Source organism: Candidatus Tumulicola sp. (assembly GCA_036490475.1).
Classification (GTDB): Bacteria; Vulcanimicrobiota; Vulcanimicrobiia; order Vulcanimicrobiales; family Vulcanimicrobiaceae; genus Tumulicola.
In genome coordinates, this window is sequence record DASXDT010000001.1 from 210010 (window position 1) to 225371 (window position 15362).

Below are 15362 nucleotides of genomic sequence, written 5' to 3' on the forward strand. Positions count from 1 at the left end.
GTCAGAACGCGACTTTCGCCCGACCGTTCTTGTCCCTATGCGGGTCTTTGAACGACGCCGCGAGCCGCCGCTTTATGCCTCGCGTCGGCATTCGTTCACATTCTTGACGAATCGGTGAAACATAGCGTCGCGGACCAGGCCCGTCAACGTATCGAGGTGCTTGCGGCCGTCGAGATAGCCGAAGAGATGCTCTACGGTGTAAGCGCGACCTCCACGAGGCAGCGGAACGTACCGTTCACCGACATCGTCCACTGCCATTCCGCCTCCCCAATAGCGAACGTGCCAGTCCGTATGAACGGCGAGCATCTTGTGATTCATCAGCACGAATCGGCGGTCTTGAGCGTCGGTGATTTCAGTTTCCAAGAGATGGTCGATGGCATGTCCGTGGTCGCTGGTTGGGAGGCCTAGGAGTCCATCTTTCAATCGGTAGCTGCTCAAGGTTTTGCTCCTTCTATACGACGTTGCGCCGCTACAGAATCTGCAGCAGTCGATGCAAGAAATTGTACTTGAAAAGCTGCTAAAAGTTCAAGATTTAGCCATTGAGCACAAAATTCGAACGACACTTCACAGAGAGTCTTTGCAATGCGCCATTCCGCACCCATTCCGGCCGCTCTGGCGAGGTTTAGCGCGCGCGATGACTCTACACTCACGAGCGCCGTCGCGAACGCGTTGTAGGGCAGAATTGGGTGTCGATACCGGGCCTTGACCGGCGTGGTAGTCTGAGGCCTTATGGATTCACCGGACGACTTCGTCACACGCAACGGACCCGACGACCGGTTCGCGCCGGATGGACAAGCTCGACTCGACTACTGCAAGGTCTGCGGGGCTGCTCTGCTGCTGCGTCGCGATGATGACGCCGAGCCCAATTGTGGGTCACATTGACGAGTTTCTGCCAGAAATGCGGGCGCGCGTTTGAGGCGTCTGGTAAATCATCGCATTCAAGCAGTTTCCTCGACCCTAACGACCCTTTTGAGCATGTCGCGTCGCTTCAAGACTGCAAGAACCCACCTGTCAACACGCAGTTTTGAAAGATGTTGCAGCAACCCACCTGTCAACACGCAGTTTTGAAAGATATTGCACGAAAAAAGGGTACCCCAAATGGGTCCATTTCCAGCTTTGAGCGTCGTCGGTACGGCGTAGATTCGAGCAGGCTCGGCTCTCGAACGACTGGATTGGCCTGAGCTTGTCAATGCCTCGACTTGCGCTTTCGCCCGGTCTTGCGGGCGCGCTTCTCAGCGGTCCTCTCGCGCCAAGCCCGGAGTACAAGGTCCGTGATTCGAGCCAAAGTATTGATTAGTTCGAGCAGTACCGATGGATTGAGGTCTTGCATGAGGGAGCCGTTGTTCCGGGCTCCTCCTATGTACTGTGAGGACTGTAACGCCCGCCTGAGTTTCTCCCAGGAGGGCCGTTGTTCAGCGCCGGGATTATCCGCAGACGCACTTCATCCGGCCGCTTATGGCTACGGAGGGTTTCACTCATGGTCTATCCGCACAAAGACTCACCGACCGGCGCTGTTCCTGTTGGAGCGGTCATCTTGACCGAGATTCAAATACCGTTCTGGAATCTCGTGGGACTACTTGTGAAGGTCTCGCTCGCGGCTATTCCGGCGTCCATCATCCTGTTCGTTATCTACGGCGTGCTATGGGCAGTCACGTTAGGATTGTTCGGGGCGGGGCTGTTCGGGACATTTCACCGATAGCTCGCAAAGGTCGGGCGAAGTGCGTCCACTCAAGTCCCGTTCGGAACGTTTTCTTCGCCCGAACTTTTCGGCGAGTTGACCTCGGAACTTAGTGGACCCGGCGCGGGGAAGGACGTGACTCGCTCTTGCGGTGCCGGTAGGTCGTATGACACTACGAAGCGCACGCCCTGACCCTCCAGCACTGTCCATTTCCCCGTACCCCAGGAGTTGAACATGCTAAGGAACTCAACTTTAACTAGGAAGGACTTGTACGCGTCGGGTGATTGCGACGGTACCTTTGAGAAGGTCAGCCCGGCCATTTCGTGCTTTTTCGTTTCCCCTGCGGCGAGAGTGTATGGAAGTTCGCCGCGAGCCATTCCGCTTTGTTGCAGTCCCGGCCCGACCGGTGTAACGTGTACGTTGACTAGCAGCGCCGGTCCTGAACCGGCGTTTTGCACGCTGAATGCTAGGAAATAACGCCCGTCTCCGCTGTTAGAGCAATTCGCGTCCTTAAGGAGGCATACCGGCGACAAACTTTCTTGATGATGCCGGTCTGATAGTTTGTTACCCTGGATTGTATCTCCGGCGAGGTCAACGGTAGCTTTTCGCAACTTGGCCGTATAAACTGCGAGTCCCAGTGTCGCAAGGAATAGAAGGCCTGTTATAACGTCGAGAACTGTATCCGTGTGAGGTTGTGGAGGTGGCACAATGACAGTCGTGCTGCTTCCAGCATGCGTTACTACCGATGTCAACATGTGAGGAGTCATATTGGGGAATGCCCCTGAGGGACAACTCCAAAGCTGAGCCCTCCTTGAGGCTCGTCGCGGTGCCCACGCGCTGAAGCTCTTCCCAATCTCAAGGCTTCATGCCCGCTGCTTCGTGCAATCGTCGCCGCTTATGACTATTCTCTTTGTGAAACCAGTCAAGGTATCCGTCACGGTTCGGGTCGCGGTGAAATCGCCGGAGACCGAACCCTGATAATCAAACTGAACACGGTATCTAAATTGCACGTTGTAGGTTGTCCAAAGCAGCAGCCCCAGGGCGATGAACGTCAAGGTTGGAGCCGCTTTGTAACAGGAGAGAATGCCGCCGAAAAGTTTGCCGATTGATTCCCTTGCTGCCAAGGGCTGACCTAAGAGTAATGAGCCAAGTGCTGGAACGAGAAACAACGCCACCAAGAAGAGTGGTATAAAATAGTTGGAGGCCAACAGTATTTCAGCGGGCTCCTGAGTTCCGCAAGTGTTTTCCATGGCTAAAAGTCTCGCCGCGAAGAAGCTAACAAAAGCCATCTCCGCTATCCAGACGCAAAGCCAAAGCCTCGTAGACTTGCGGCGTTCCGCCGCTTGTTGGACATGGTGCTCAAGCCACAGCCTTGCCGTGGTCCGTTCTCTTTCTGCCTGCTCGGCTTTGTCGTAGTCCACGTCGATATTTAACTTCCGTTTGCCCGGTCACAAGGTTTCGGCATCGCGACTTTTCCCGAAAAGATACTTATCACTTAACTACCGCCTTTTCGAGGTACTCGCGAGCGGATTCGAAAATCGCCCTCAAAGAGTCGGATAACTGTTGGCGCAGTTCGGCAATCAACGCTACATTTAGAGTTAAGCCTTGCCAAGTTGACTCCGCTCTGGGAAGCGGCGGGTCAACGCCAATTATCCTCGGAGGCTGTATGGCCCAATTTCTGGGTGGACTGCCCCGGTGGGAGAGAATGTCGCGCATGTTCTTCACGGCCTTATAGGCTTTGCTCTTTTGCACCGTCTTGAGAACCGACGTGACCTTGTGGTCGCGAATCTGACTTGAAAGTCTGCCGACAATTGCGTCTGGCGGGGGCACCTTCTTCTCGTCAAGGTTAAACTCTATTTTGTTAGGGCTTACGAGTGAGAGCGCCGCGTATACGCCGAAGAATGTGCATTCTATCACCGATAGGCCATTCGTGAAAAACGAGAACAGGGCGGTCTCTTCGAGATTTCGCTGCTCAGCGGACGGCATGGTTAGCGGGTAGAGCCTTTCGAACTCTCTTGCCGCCACGTCAAGACCGCTCCATCGGTACACGATGCTGTTTGATGCCGCAGTAAACTGCCTCCAAACCGGTGAAGGTTGCTGATTGTTCGCGTTGCGATGCGCCATGTCTAATCCATCGCACACGGAAACGATAGCATCGTAATCGTCAGACGGAAAATCCGCTGGCATCTGAATAGATGGCATGCGAAGAAGTTCGCGACTGCCTGTTCGCACGCCCTTGCCTTCTCGGAGCGAAGGGTTTCTGGCACCTCATGCAAACTAACCCACCCAATGGCTATGAAAAAGAAGGCTCGGAAGGTCGCTCACATCGTCCAAGTCGAGGGTTACGATGACCCGCTTGGCATTGGCGGTCGGTTTGTAACGACCCAAGAGCGACAGTCCGGGACCGGCTCCATCGACCGCGTGACTATCAAGGGCGAAGAGTTCTGGCGCGCCCGGTACTGGATGGATGACGCCAAAGGCGTGCGAGTGCGAAAGGCGCTCTATGCGAAGTCGGAATCAAAGGTTCTGCAAAAGCTTTCGAACCTTCGGAAGACTCCGACTGCGAGTCGCGATGCGAAGAAGCTCACTCTGGAGCAGTACCTCACGCATCACTTCCTCCCCGGCATCGAGCAGCAGGTTCGGCTCAACACGTTTTCGACGTATGACCGCGCCTGCCGGAATCACATCATTCCTCGTATCGGTAAGGCACGGCTCGTGTCATTTACACCATCGAACGCGAACGCATGGACCGCCGAGTTAGCAGCGGACGAGACTGGCGCTCGTGCGACGCAGCAGGCCTTCATGGTTCTCAAGCGCGCGCTCGGGTACGCGGTCACGCCGTTAGGCCTCCTCGAACGCAATCCGCTCAGTGAAATGCACGCTCCGAGGGCCGACAAGAAGACGCAGCACATCCTCGGCTTGGATGAAGTCGGGAAGCTACTCAAAGCGGCGCAGCAGACGGACTGGTACGTTTTGATTCTGCTCGCGATTGCAACGTCGATGCGTCAAGGTGAACTGTTCGGTCTGCAGTGGAAGCATGTCAAACTTCCCGAGGGGTATCTCCGCGTCGTCGAGAGTCTGCTCATCGGACGCCAAGGCGAGCCGTATCTTGCGGCACCCAAGACTGAGGCTTCGAAGCGACGGGTTGAACTGTCGCCCATGCTCGTGCAAGTTCTCACCGACCACAAGGCGCGACAGACCGACAACCCGCTCGGTCTCGTGTTTCCGGCGGCTAAGGGCGGCTTCATCCGCAAGGATAACTTCCGGCGCGACGTATGGGTCCCGCTCCTTGAAGCGGCCGAATTGCCAAGCGTTACCTTTCACAGTCTAAGGCACGCCGGGAACTCGCTGCTCGTCTCTCGCGCCGGGGTCTCACTGAAGGTCGCTCAGGAGCGTCTCGGCCATGAAACCAGAGGCGTCACGTTCGACGTGTACACCCACCTCGAACCGGGCGAATCCAAGCGCGCAGCGGCTCAAATGGACAAGCTCCTAAACCGCTCAGGTGGGCTAGTAACGGGGTTAGTAAGCTCTTCGAAGGGCTCGAAGCCGAGGCCTAAGGCAAAGAAAAAAGACTGAAGCTATCAGTCTTTTTCTCTGGTGGGCCATCCTGGGTTCGAACCAGGGACCTCATGCTTATCAAGCATGCGCTCTAACCAACTGAGCTAATGGCCCTCGGGGAAGCTCCTGTATAAGACGCGCGCGCGGCCGTCTCCTACCGGACGGCGTCGGAGGCGGCGCACGGCGGGCGCGGAAGCGATTCGAATGCGGAAAATGTCGGGTGTCTGGCTGCTGCGCGCGACGGTCGTGCTCTCGTTGCTCTCGGGAGAAGCTTGCGCCGGCGATCCCGGGCTGTCCCCGCCTGCAGCAGCGTCCGCCGACAGTCCGAGGACGGCAACGAGCGGCGAACATTCGATGTGGTTGTGGCCGGGCAGCAGCTATCCGCCGGCAGCCTCGGTGATGGCGTGGTGCACGGCCAACGGCGTCAGCAACGTCTTTCTGTACGCGTACGCACGCGACGGCCGACTGCAACACTCGCGCGAGCTGCAAAGCTACGCCAAGGCCGCGCCGCCGGCCGGCGTCACGCTGTACGCCTTGAACGGCGACACGAGCTGGATCGAACACCCGAACAAAGCCGTCGCGTGGGAAAACGCCGTCAACAAAAGCGGCTTGTTCTCCGGTATTCATATGGACACCGAGCCGAATCAAGTCTCCGGCTGGAAGGCGTACGACAAGCCCGGCGCGGTGCAATCCGACACGCCGATCATCAAACACTTCTACACCATGCTGCACGCGGTGCGCGCCAACAGTCCGTCGACGCACATCGAGGTGGACGTGCAGTTTGCCGACACCGATTATACCAAGGCGCTCGGCTTTCCGACCGATGGTTACAACAGCTTCGGCGAAGCGCTGGTCGCCGACACCGATGAGCTGACCGTCATGTCGTATCGCACGGCATTGAACGGCAACAACGGCTTGCTCCAGATTTCGGCGCCAATGCTTGCACTGGCCACCGCGCACGACAAACCGATACGGTTGGCGATCGAAACGACCAAAGACCCGGCCGATCCGCAAGACTCGTTCTGGGGACAGCCGCAATCGGCCGTTACGACAATGTTAAATGCCATCGACAACGCCGAAGCGTCGTCGACGGCCTACAATGGAACGTCGGTGGAAGACTATGAGGCTTGGGTGGAACTCAAGAAATAGCGCTTAACGCTAATACGTATCCGGAGGCGTGTTGTCGACGTGCGTCAGGAAGTATTGCGCGTCTTCGCTCGAGGGAATTTTGACGAACGTAATGGGCGGCTGCGTGAAGTCGAACATGTCGTCGAACGCCGCCGCTCGCTGATCGGCTAACACCACCGAACCGTTTCCTAGGAACGGCAATCCGAACGTTTCTTCGATGAAGTGCAGCGTGCTCGCGACCTCGTAATGGGTGTGCGAGACGTAGCCGGCTCTTGCGTAGGGCGACACCACCATGAGCGGCACACGGTAACCAAGGCCTTCGTACGCGCCCGTGACCGGATCCGCTAGCTGCTTCGGTACGACCGGATCGAACCAGCCGCCGGACTCTTCCCACATGACGATGACGGCGGTATTGCCCCAATACTGACTCTGACCGACCGCGTTGACGATCGACGCGACCCAGGACGGTCCGAGGCTTCCGGATTGCGGACCGGGATGATCGGAGTTGGCACCGCTCGGCGTCACCCACGAGACCTGCGGTAAGTTCCCGTTCGCGATATCCTTGAGGACTGTTGTGTCGGGACTGACGATATTGGCGTGGTCCGGACCGTTCCAAACGCTTTGAATCGACTCGAACGGATCCAGATTGCTTCCTGCGCCTGACTTCTGCGAGTAGAATTTCCACGTGATGCCGGCTGCGTCGAGCGAGTCGGCAATGGTCGAGAACGTAAAGCACGGATACGGGCCCGCGACCTCGTGGCCGGTCGCCGCCGGGAATTGCGGCGGATCGGCTTGACCGAAGTCGAGCACGTTTGCGGTAACACCTGGCTTCTTCTCGTTGCAGCCCCAGACCGAACCATCCGGAACCTCGACCGTGTGGCCGCTTTGCCCGGCGATCATGTACTCGTGCGAAACGAACGTGGGACCGCTGTTCGATTCGAAGGCCTCGTCACCCAAGGCGTACTCTTGGGCGATCGTCCAATACGGTTGGATGTCCGATTTTTGCACGTACGTAAACGGCATTTGCTTGACGGTAGGATCGTTGGAAAAAACCCAACACTGGGGCTCGTTATTCTCGTTGACCTTGTCGCTACAGACGGAACCAGTTTTTTTGAACTTAACGATCTCGTCGTCCCAGCCATCGTTCTTGCCTCGATCGAAGTCTTCGAGAAACTGGGTGTGCGAGTGATTGATATCGCGCTTTTCTTCCAACGGAAGTGGTTGCAACGTGTAGGTCGTTCCGTGGCCCATGCCGTTGCTCGCCGTCTTCGCTCCCGGAAAGCCGTAGAACAAATTGTTGAAGCTGCGATTCTCTTGCATGACGATAATAACGTTCTGAATAGGCGTCGATCCGCCCGAGTGGTTAGCGAAAGAGCGCGCGGTGCCGGGCGCTGCCGGCCCCTGGGATAATGGCGAACTACAGGCGGCCAGAACGACCGCCATCAACCACGAGAGTTTTTTCATGTCGATCACTCCTCAGTAGGTGTCGGCCGGCGTATCGTCGTGGAAGTTCTCGAAGAGCGTTGCGTTGCCGGTGGTCCGAATCGGAACGAACGGAATCGGTTTCTGCGTGTAGTCGAACATATCGTCGAATCCGTCGGCACGTTGATCGGCGTATTTTATGCCCGAATCGCCGCCGATAAACGGCAGGTCGAACGTCTCTTCGAGAAAGCGCAACGTGCCGGCGATCTCGTGCTGTTTGTGCGAGATGTAGCCGGCCCTGGCGTACGGCGATACGACGATCAGCGGAACGCGAAAGCCGAGTCCCTCATAGGCATTTGACTGAGAATCTAGATACTGCGGCGGTTTCACCTCATCGTACCAACCGCCCCACTCATCCCACATGACGATGATTGCGGTGCTCTTCCAATACTCGCTTTTGCCGATCGCATTGACGATCGAGGCGACCCATTTCGGCCCCTCATTCCCCGACTGCGGACCCGGATGATCGGACGTCTGACCGCTCGGAGTCACCCACGAAACATTGGCAAGCTTACCGGTGCGGATATCTTTGAGGACCTGCGTATCGGGATAGATAATATTTTTGCGATCGGGACCGTTCCATACTGCCGAGCTCGATTCGAACGGATCGAGGTCGCGCCCCGTCCCGGTTTCTTGCGCGTAATATTTCCACGTGACATTCGACGCGTCTAAGTTTTGCGCGATCGTCGGATAGGTGAAGCACGGATAGGGACCCGCGATTTCGTGCCCCGTATCTTCTGAGTAGACGGGCGGCCTCGCCCGTCCGCCCTTTAGAACGTTCACCGTCGTTCCGGTTTCGGCGTCGCAGCCCCACGGTTGTCCGTGGGGAACCTCGGTTGCGTGACCCGATTCGCCCGCAATCAAGTACTGGTGCGACGGAAACGTCGGACCATTATTCGACGAAAACGTGTTGTCGCCGAGTGCGTATTGTTGCGCCATCGCCCAGTACTCCGTTATCTGCGTTGGATCGACGTATGAAAACGACATCTGTTTGAACCTGGCGGACTGCTGGATGTGAAAGCACGGCGGTTCGTTGTAGCGGTTGATTGGATTGCTGCATATCGAACCGGTTTTCTTCAACGAGACGACGTACTGATCGAAGCCGTCGATCTTTCCCTTATCGTAATCCTCGAGAAACTGATAATGGGAATGGTCCATCTCGACCGGCCACGTTAGTGGTATCGACTGCAAATGATAGACCGTGCCGTCGTGGCCGACGCCCGAGTTGACCGTCCGCGCGCCCGGAAACGCGTGGAACAAGTTCTCGAAGCTGCGATTTTCTTGCATGATGATGACGACATGCTTAATCGGGGTTGACGTCGCTGCGCGCCTGGCCGCGCCCGGCGAGAACGCTCCGGGGAAACCGGAGGCGCCCGGCGCGCCATCGCATGCAGCAAGGCAAGCAAACGCCAGAACGGCGCTTATCCATCGTGAATACACGCCTGGCGTATTAGCCGGATGCGTCAGTAAATACTGTCCGTTCCGTTCGAGGATAGGGTACCTAGTACGTGTCCCCGGGCGTGTCATCGTGAAGGTTTAAGAAGTACCGCGCACCGTGCTTGACTGGGGGAATGGTGACGAATGGAATCGGCGACTGCGTGTAGTCAAACATGTCGTCGAACCCGTCGGCCCGGCAATCGGCGTACTGCGTTTTTTTGTCCGTGCACGACCCGATGGTACCCAAACCAAACGTTTCTTCGATGAAGCGCAACGTGCTGGCGATCTCGTGCTGGTCGTGCGAGACGTACCCGGCCTTCGCGTACGGCGACACGACGATCAGGGGCACGCGGAAGCCGAGACCCTCACGTGCTCCGGTTTGTGGATCGGCGTACTGCGGCGGATGAACCGGATCGAACCAGCCGCCCCACTCGTCCCACATGATGATGATTGCGGTGCTGTCCCAGTACTGGCTGTTGCCGACGGCATTGACGATCGATGCGACCCAGTCCGGGCCGCCATCGCCGGACTGCCGGCCGGGATGATCGGATTTCAAGCCGCTGGGCGTCACCCACGATACGTTTGCGAGGTTGCCGCTCGTGATGTCGGAGAGAACCTTGGTATCGGGCGAGATGATGTTCGCGCGATCGGCGCCGTCCCAAATCGGTTTGTTGGCCTCAAACGGCTCGAGGTCACGCCCCGAATCGGCCTTTTGCGCGTAGTAGCGCCAGGTCAGACCGGCACCATCTAGGGCGGCGGCGATCGTTGGATAGCTAAAGCAGGGGCTCGGCCCGGCGACTTCGTGACCGGTTGCCGGAGAGAATACCGGGGGATCGGCCGGGCCGTAGGCTAGCAGATTGACGGTCACACTACTGTTCGCGTTGCAGCCCCACGGCTGTCCGTTGGGCACTTCGACGGAGTGACCCGATTGGCCGGCGACCAGATATTGATGCGAAACGAACGTCGGGCCGTTGTTGGACGAGAATGTTTCGTCGCCCAACGCGTACTCCTCGGCCATCGTCCAGTACGGCGTGATCTCCGTGTGATCGACGTACGAAAACGCCCGCTGCTTGTCGACCGGATTCTTTGAGATCACCCAGCAGCTCGGCTCGTTTTGATAGTACGGGTTATTACCTTTGCCTTGACACTTTGGGTCGTTAGCAGGTTGAGGAAGAATCTCACTATCCCAGCCGTCGTCTTTGCCTTGGTCGTAATCTTCTAAGAATTGCGAATGCGAATGGTTAAGGTCGAAGTAATATGCGAGATCAACCTTTTTCACCTTATACTGGCTGCCGTGGCCGTTACCGAACTTGGCCGTCTTGGCACCAGGAAAACCATAAAACAAGTTATTGAAGCTACGGTTTTCTTGCATGACGATAATGATGTGTTGGATGGGCGTCGTTCCACCGGAATGATGGGCGAACCGGCCGCCAAACGATGGGATCGCGGCGGGCTGCGACGAACCCGAGCCGCACCCAGAAAGCGCAAGCGCCACCGAAGCGAGCAGCGGCGCGAACGCAAGCCTTCGTGCGGAATTCATAACTAGTACGTATCTCCCGGCGTGTTATCGGGATGCGTTAAGAAGTAATGCGCGTCGTAGTGGTCGGTGGGAATCGTGACGAACGGAATCGGCGACTGCGTGTAGTCGAACATGTCGTCGAACGCATCGGCGCGTTGATCGGCATAGGTTGGGACCGAGCAGTTGCAGATCGGCGGCAAGCCAAACGTTTCTTCGATGAAATGTAGCGTGCTGGCGATCTCGTGCTGGTCGTGCGAAATGTAGCCGGCTTTCGCGTACGGCGACACGACGATCAGGGGAACGCGAAACCCGAGACCCTCGCGTGCTTTCGTTTGCGGATCGGGGTACTGCGGCGGATGCACCGGATCGAACCAGCCGCCCCACTCGTCCCACATGATGATGACTGCCGTGCTGTTCCAGTACTGGCTGTTGCCTACGGCGTTGACGATCGACGCGACCCAATCCGGGCCGCCGCTGCCGGATTGCGGACCGGGGTGATCCGATTTCAGGCCGCTGGGCGTGACCCACGATACGTTCGCCAGGTTACCGCTGGAGATGTCGGTGAGCACCTTGGTGTCGGGCGCGATGATGTTTGCGTGATCCGGGCCATCCCAAATCGGTTCGTTGGCCTGGAACGGCTCGAGGTCGCGTCCCGAATCCGCCTTCTGCGCATAGTACTTCCACGTGATGCCGGCAGCGTCGAGGTTTGTAGCGATCGTCGGATAGCTGAAGCATGGGGGCGGGCCGGCGACTTCGTGACCCGTTGCCGGAGAAAATGCCGGGGGATAGGCTTGGCCATACGCCAGTAGGTTGACGGTCACACCACTGTGCGCGTTGCAGCCCCACGGCTGGCCGTCGGGAACTTCGACCGAGTGACCCGATTGGCCGGCAACGAGATATTGATGCGAAACGAATGTCGGGCCGCTGTTGGACGAGAACGCATCGTCGCCCAACGCGTATTCCTTAGCCATGGTCCAGTACGGAACGATCTGCGTGGGATCGACATAGGAAAGTGCCGCCTGCCTAAAGGACTTGTTCTTCCAAAACACCCAACAGCTCGGCTCGTTGGCCTTGTTTACCGGATCCTTGCATATCGAACCGGGGCCGTTCAGATCCTCGATCAGATCGTCCCACCCATCGTCTTTGCCTTGATCGTAATCTTCTAAAAATTGCGTGTGCGAATGGTTGAGATCGAGCTTATTATACTTAAGGTCTACTTTCTGCAGCTCGTACTGGTGCCCGTGGCCGTTACCGAACTTGGCCGTCTTGGCGCCCGGAAAACCATAGAATAAATTATTAAAGCTACGGTTTTCTTGCATGATGACGATGATATGTTGAATGGGAGTCGACCCACCGGAATGATGCGAGAACGGGCCGCCGGCGACGCCTTGGCCGGGAGTGGTCGACATGGGCGAACTGCAGGCGGCCAACGCCGCCACGGCCACGAGCGCTAATTTTTTCATACCATTCCCTCTATCGGCACATCGAGACGCATCCTAGTAATCGATTTCCGGAGGCCAAACTTGCTTTTCGGCATCCTTGTTCACCTTCGGACAGGGTGGTAGTTTCACCGGTTTCGTAACCGGCGGTTCCTTCGCTAGTTTAATGGCCTTGAATTTGATCGGCTTCTGCGTAAAATCGAAAATGTCGTCGAAACCGTCGGCGCGCTCGTCGGCAAAGTGATATTTCGTTCCGGTTCCGAGCGGCGGCAGGTCGAAGGTCTCGCGGATGAAGTGGATCGAACTCGCGATCTCGTGCTGCTGATGTGAGATGTAACCGGCTTTCGCGTAGGGCGAAACGACGAGCAACGGGACACGGAAGCCTAAGCCCTCATTTGCGCCGGTGATTGGGTCGGGATACTGCTGCGGGATCACGTGGTCGTACCAGCCGCCCCACTCATCCCACATAACGATGACCGCGGTGCTGTTCCAATACTGACTCTTGCCGATCGCATTGACGATCAATGCGACCCAGTCGGGCCCGCAGTTTCCGGAACCCCCACCGGGATGATCGGAGGCATGCCCGTGCGGCATGACCCACGAGACTGACTGGAGATTGCCGTTGTCGATGTCGCTCAGCACGTTGGTGTCGGGAGATGAGATGTCGCCGTTCGACCAGTCGGGACCATACCGGATGCTCTTAACGGCATCAAAGGCGTTGAGCCACCACGAATCTATCTTGGGAGGCTGCACGTAGTAGCGCCAGCTGATGCCGGCATTGTCGAGCTCGTCGGCGATGGTGGTGTAGGTCGAATCCGGTCCCGTCATTTTGATCGGGAAGCACGGATCTGGACCCTTGATTTCGTGTCCGAAGATTGGATCGTACTGGGGTGGGTCGGCAGCGCCGTATTTCAGATAATATTCCCATTCGCTGGGAGCGTCGCAGCCCCACGGTCCGCCGCCAAGGCTGGGAATGTCCGAGGCGTGGCCGGAGCGGCCGGCGATCATATATTGATGCGATGCGAACGTTGGCCCGTTGTTCGAGGAAAAGGTGTTGTCACCGAGCGCGTACTGCTTGGCCATATCCCAGTACGGCTGAACCTGGGCCTGAATGACGTACGTATAGGGTTCTTTATTAAACGGCGGCCCGTGAATCAAGTAGCACGGCGGGTAGTTGACCCAGAGTTCTTTGGTGCAATATTTTTGCGAGCCGTTGTTGCCGTAGATCTGTTGGTCGAACCCGTCGCCTTTGCCATTATCGAAATCCAAAAGAAACTGATAATGGTAGTGGTTTTGGTCGTGCGCGTACGCGAGGTTGATCGGTTTGAGCGGATACACGGTACCGTCATGCCCCATACCCGTCGTGGCAGTGTTCGCTCCCGGATAACCGTAAAACATGTTATCGAAGCTTCGATTCTCTTGCATGATGATGACGATATGCTGGATCGGGCTAGACGACGTGCGATGATGTGCGGCGTTCGCCGACGACAAGATCGACGTTCCACCGGAACCGCCGCACGCAGAGAGCGCGAATATCAATGCCATGGATAGTTTTTTCACGACGGATCCCCTCACCATTAGTAGTCGATTTCTTCTGGGAACGTGTGCTTCAGGAAAAACGAGCCGGGTTCTTTGACGGGTTTGATGTTCTTGAACTTGATCGGCTGCTGCGTGTAGTCGAAACAGTCATCGAAGCCGTCGGCACGCTGATCGGCGTAGGTTTGGCCCGAACCTGCCCCCAGGAACGGCAGCTTGAACGTCTCCTCGATGAAACGCAAGGTGCTGGCAATTTCGTGCTGCTTATGCGAAATATAGTGCGGCTTGGCATACGGCGACACGACGATAAGCGGCACGCGATAGCCCAGGCCCTCGTAGACCCCGGTTTGCGAATCGGGATATTGCGGCGGCAGCACGTGGTCGTACCAGCCGCCCCATTCGTCCCACATGATGATGATGGCGGTGTTTTTCCAGTACGGGCTCTTGCCGACCGCGTCGACGATCGACGCGACCCAGTCGGGACCGAGGTTACCCGAACCGCCTCCCGGATGGTCGGACGCACCGCCGTGCGGCATGACCCACGATACTTGCGCCAGATTTCCGTTCTGAATATCGGAGAGCACGTTGGTGTCCGGCATCGAGATGTCGCCGTTCGTCCAATCCGGCCCGTTGAAGACCGCTCGTACCGCTGCGAAGGCGTTGAGCCAGTACGAATCTTGAATCTTGCCTTTAATCTCGCGCGGCTGCACGTAGTATCGCCAGCTGATGCCGGCGTTATCCAGCGAGTCGGCGATGGTGGGATACGTTCCCGATTGTTTGAGCGGGAAGCACGGATCGACGCCGACGTATTCGTGCCCGACCTTCGGACCGAACGCAGGCGGGTCGGCTTCGCCGAACTCGATGTAGTTTTCGGTTTCGTTCGGCGCATTGCAACCCCAAGGCATCGTGCTGGGCACTTCGGAGGCGTGTCCGGATTGGCCGGCGATCAGATACTGATGCGAAACGAACGTCGGACCGTTGTTTGACGAAAATGTTTTGTCGCCCAAAACGTACTGTTGGGCCATATCCCAGTACGGCTTAATCTGCGCCTGAATCGTATACGAGTACGGCATCTGCATGTTGCCGCTGCCGGTTAAGAAATTCCAACAGTGCGGTTCGTTAAACCAGTTCTTATCGGTGCAGCCCTTGCCGGATTTGTACGGCTGCGTAATCTGGTGTTCCCAGCCGTCGTTGCTACCGCGATCGTAATCTTCGAGGAACTGCCAGTGGTAGTGGTTGATGTCGTGGCCCCACTTGAGGGGAAGTGCTTGCAACTGATACACGCGTCCGTCGTGACCCTTGCCCGACGTCGCGTAGTTTGCGCCCGGAAACTTGTAGAAGAAATTATCGAAGCTCCGGTTTTCTTGCATGATGATGACGATGTGCTGGATCGGGCTCGACGAGGCGCTGCGGTGGCTTCCAGCGGCAGACGGTCCAAACGACGGCTGGCCGCTCGGTCCGCTACACGAGGTAGCAATCGCAGCCATACACAACAGCGCGGCACGTTTCATCTAGGAGCGCCTTCCGCGCCTGCGTAATTGAGTCCTAGACCCACAACAAGAGCGACCGTAACCGTAGTCATCAT

General features: G+C 57.3%; 12 protein-coding genes and 1 tRNA gene. 3 read left to right on the forward strand and 10 right to left on the reverse strand.

Features of this window, described 5'->3' with window-relative positions; translation table 11 throughout:
- Nucleotides 1-72: 72 nt before the first annotated feature.
- Entirely contained in the window at nt 73-438 is a 366-nt protein-coding gene (locus VGF98_01145; GenBank protein ID HEY1680235.1) for a hypothetical protein, read from the reverse strand.
- Between the two features lie 1039 nt (nt 439-1477).
- Between VGF98_01145 and VGF98_01150 the strand changes: the two genes are divergently transcribed.
- Nucleotides 1478-1699: a hypothetical protein gene (locus VGF98_01150; protein ID HEY1680236.1), complete on the forward strand. Its 222-nt coding sequence runs from the start codon at nt 1478-1480 to the stop codon at nt 1697-1699.
- Between the two features lie 842 nt (nt 1700-2541).
- Here the strand turns inward: VGF98_01150 and VGF98_01155 are convergent.
- On the reverse strand, nt 2542-3099 hold the full coding sequence (locus VGF98_01155; protein HEY1680237.1) for a hypothetical protein: 558 nt from the start codon (nt 3097-3099) through the stop codon (nt 2542-2544).
- Between the two features lie 70 nt (nt 3100-3169).
- The gene (locus VGF98_01160; GenBank protein HEY1680238.1) at nt 3170-3802 is read right to left on the reverse strand and encodes a hypothetical protein; all 633 of its coding nucleotides are present in this window, start codon (nt 3800-3802) and stop codon (nt 3170-3172) included.
- 171 nt (nt 3803-3973) lie between these two features.
- On the opposite strand from VGF98_01160, the gene VGF98_01165 reads away from it, so the two are divergent.
- Nucleotides 3974-5254 (forward strand): tyrosine-type recombinase/integrase, encoded by a 1281-nt coding sequence (locus tag VGF98_01165; protein HEY1680239.1) that lies wholly within the window; start codon nt 3974-3976, stop codon nt 5252-5254.
- Nucleotides 5255-5273: 19 nt separating this feature from the next.
- Here VGF98_01165 and VGF98_01170 read toward each other — a convergent pair.
- A tRNA-Ile gene (locus tag VGF98_01170) sits at nt 5274-5350 on the reverse strand.
- Nucleotides 5351-5440: 90 nt separating this feature from the next.
- On the opposite strand from VGF98_01170, the gene VGF98_01175 reads away from it, so the two are divergent.
- Entirely contained in the window at nt 5441-6385 is a 945-nt protein-coding gene (locus tag VGF98_01175; GenBank protein ID HEY1680240.1) for a hypothetical protein, read from the forward strand.
- 9 nt (nt 6386-6394) lie between these two features.
- Here the strand turns inward: VGF98_01175 and VGF98_01180 are convergent, their stop codons facing one another.
- The 6 genes from VGF98_01180 to VGF98_01205 all read right to left on the reverse strand — a co-directional run bounded on the left by VGF98_01180 (nt 6395) and on the right by VGF98_01205 (nt 15288).
- Nucleotides 6395-7828, reverse strand: a complete 1434-nt coding sequence (locus VGF98_01180; protein HEY1680241.1) for an alkaline phosphatase family protein — start codon at nt 7826-7828, stop codon at nt 6395-6397.
- A gap of 12 nt (nt 7829-7840) precedes the next feature.
- Nucleotides 7841-9286 carry an alkaline phosphatase family protein gene (locus VGF98_01185; GenBank protein HEY1680242.1) on the reverse strand — a complete coding sequence of 482 codons (1446 nt, stop codon included), beginning with the start codon at nt 9284-9286 and terminating at the stop codon, nt 7841-7843.
- Between the two features lie 61 nt (nt 9287-9347).
- Entirely contained in the window at nt 9348-10823 is a 1476-nt protein-coding gene (locus VGF98_01190; GenBank protein ID HEY1680243.1) for an alkaline phosphatase family protein, read from the reverse strand.
- A gap of 2 nt (nt 10824-10825) precedes the next feature.
- Nucleotides 10826-12265: an alkaline phosphatase family protein gene (locus VGF98_01195; protein ID HEY1680244.1), complete on the reverse strand. Its 1440-nt coding sequence runs from the start codon at nt 12263-12265 to the stop codon at nt 10826-10828.
- 33 nt (nt 12266-12298) lie between these two features.
- Complete coding sequence (locus VGF98_01200; GenBank protein ID HEY1680245.1) at nt 12299-13786, reverse strand: alkaline phosphatase family protein; 1488 nt, start codon at nt 13784-13786, stop codon at nt 12299-12301.
- Nucleotides 13787-13818: 32 nt separating this feature from the next.
- Entirely contained in the window at nt 13819-15288 is a 1470-nt protein-coding gene (locus tag VGF98_01205) for an alkaline phosphatase family protein (protein ID HEY1680246.1), read from the reverse strand.
- Nucleotides 15289-15362 lie beyond the last annotated feature (74 nt).

Coding starts and splice junctions, on each gene's coding strand:
- VGF98_01150 (HEY1680236.1), top strand. CDS start 1,478: ATGGTCTATCCGCACAAAGACTCACCGACCGGCGCTGTTCCTGTTGGA.
- VGF98_01160 (HEY1680238.1), bottom strand. CDS start 3,802: ATGGCGCATCGCAACGCGAACAATCAGCAACCTTCACCGGTTTGGAGG.
- VGF98_01165 (HEY1680239.1), top strand. CDS start 3,974: ATGAAAAAGAAGGCTCGGAAGGTCGCTCACATCGTCCAAGTCGAGGGT.
- VGF98_01175 (HEY1680240.1), top strand. CDS start 5,441: ATGCGGAAAATGTCGGGTGTCTGGCTGCTGCGCGCGACGGTCGTGCTC.
- VGF98_01205 (HEY1680246.1), bottom strand. CDS start 15,288: ATGAAACGTGCCGCGCTGTTGTGTATGGCTGCGATTGCTACCTCGTGT.
- VGF98_01200 (HEY1680245.1), bottom strand. CDS start 13,786: ATGGCATTGATATTCGCGCTCTCTGCGTGCGGCGGTTCCGGTGGAACG.
- VGF98_01190 (HEY1680243.1), bottom strand. CDS start 10,823: ATGAATTCCGCACGAAGGCTTGCGTTCGCGCCGCTGCTCGCTTCGGTG.
- VGF98_01195 (HEY1680244.1), bottom strand. CDS start 12,265: ATGAAAAAATTAGCGCTCGTGGCCGTGGCGGCGTTGGCCGCCTGCAGT.
- VGF98_01180 (HEY1680241.1), bottom strand. CDS start 7,828: ATGAAAAAACTCTCGTGGTTGATGGCGGTCGTTCTGGCCGCCTGTAGT.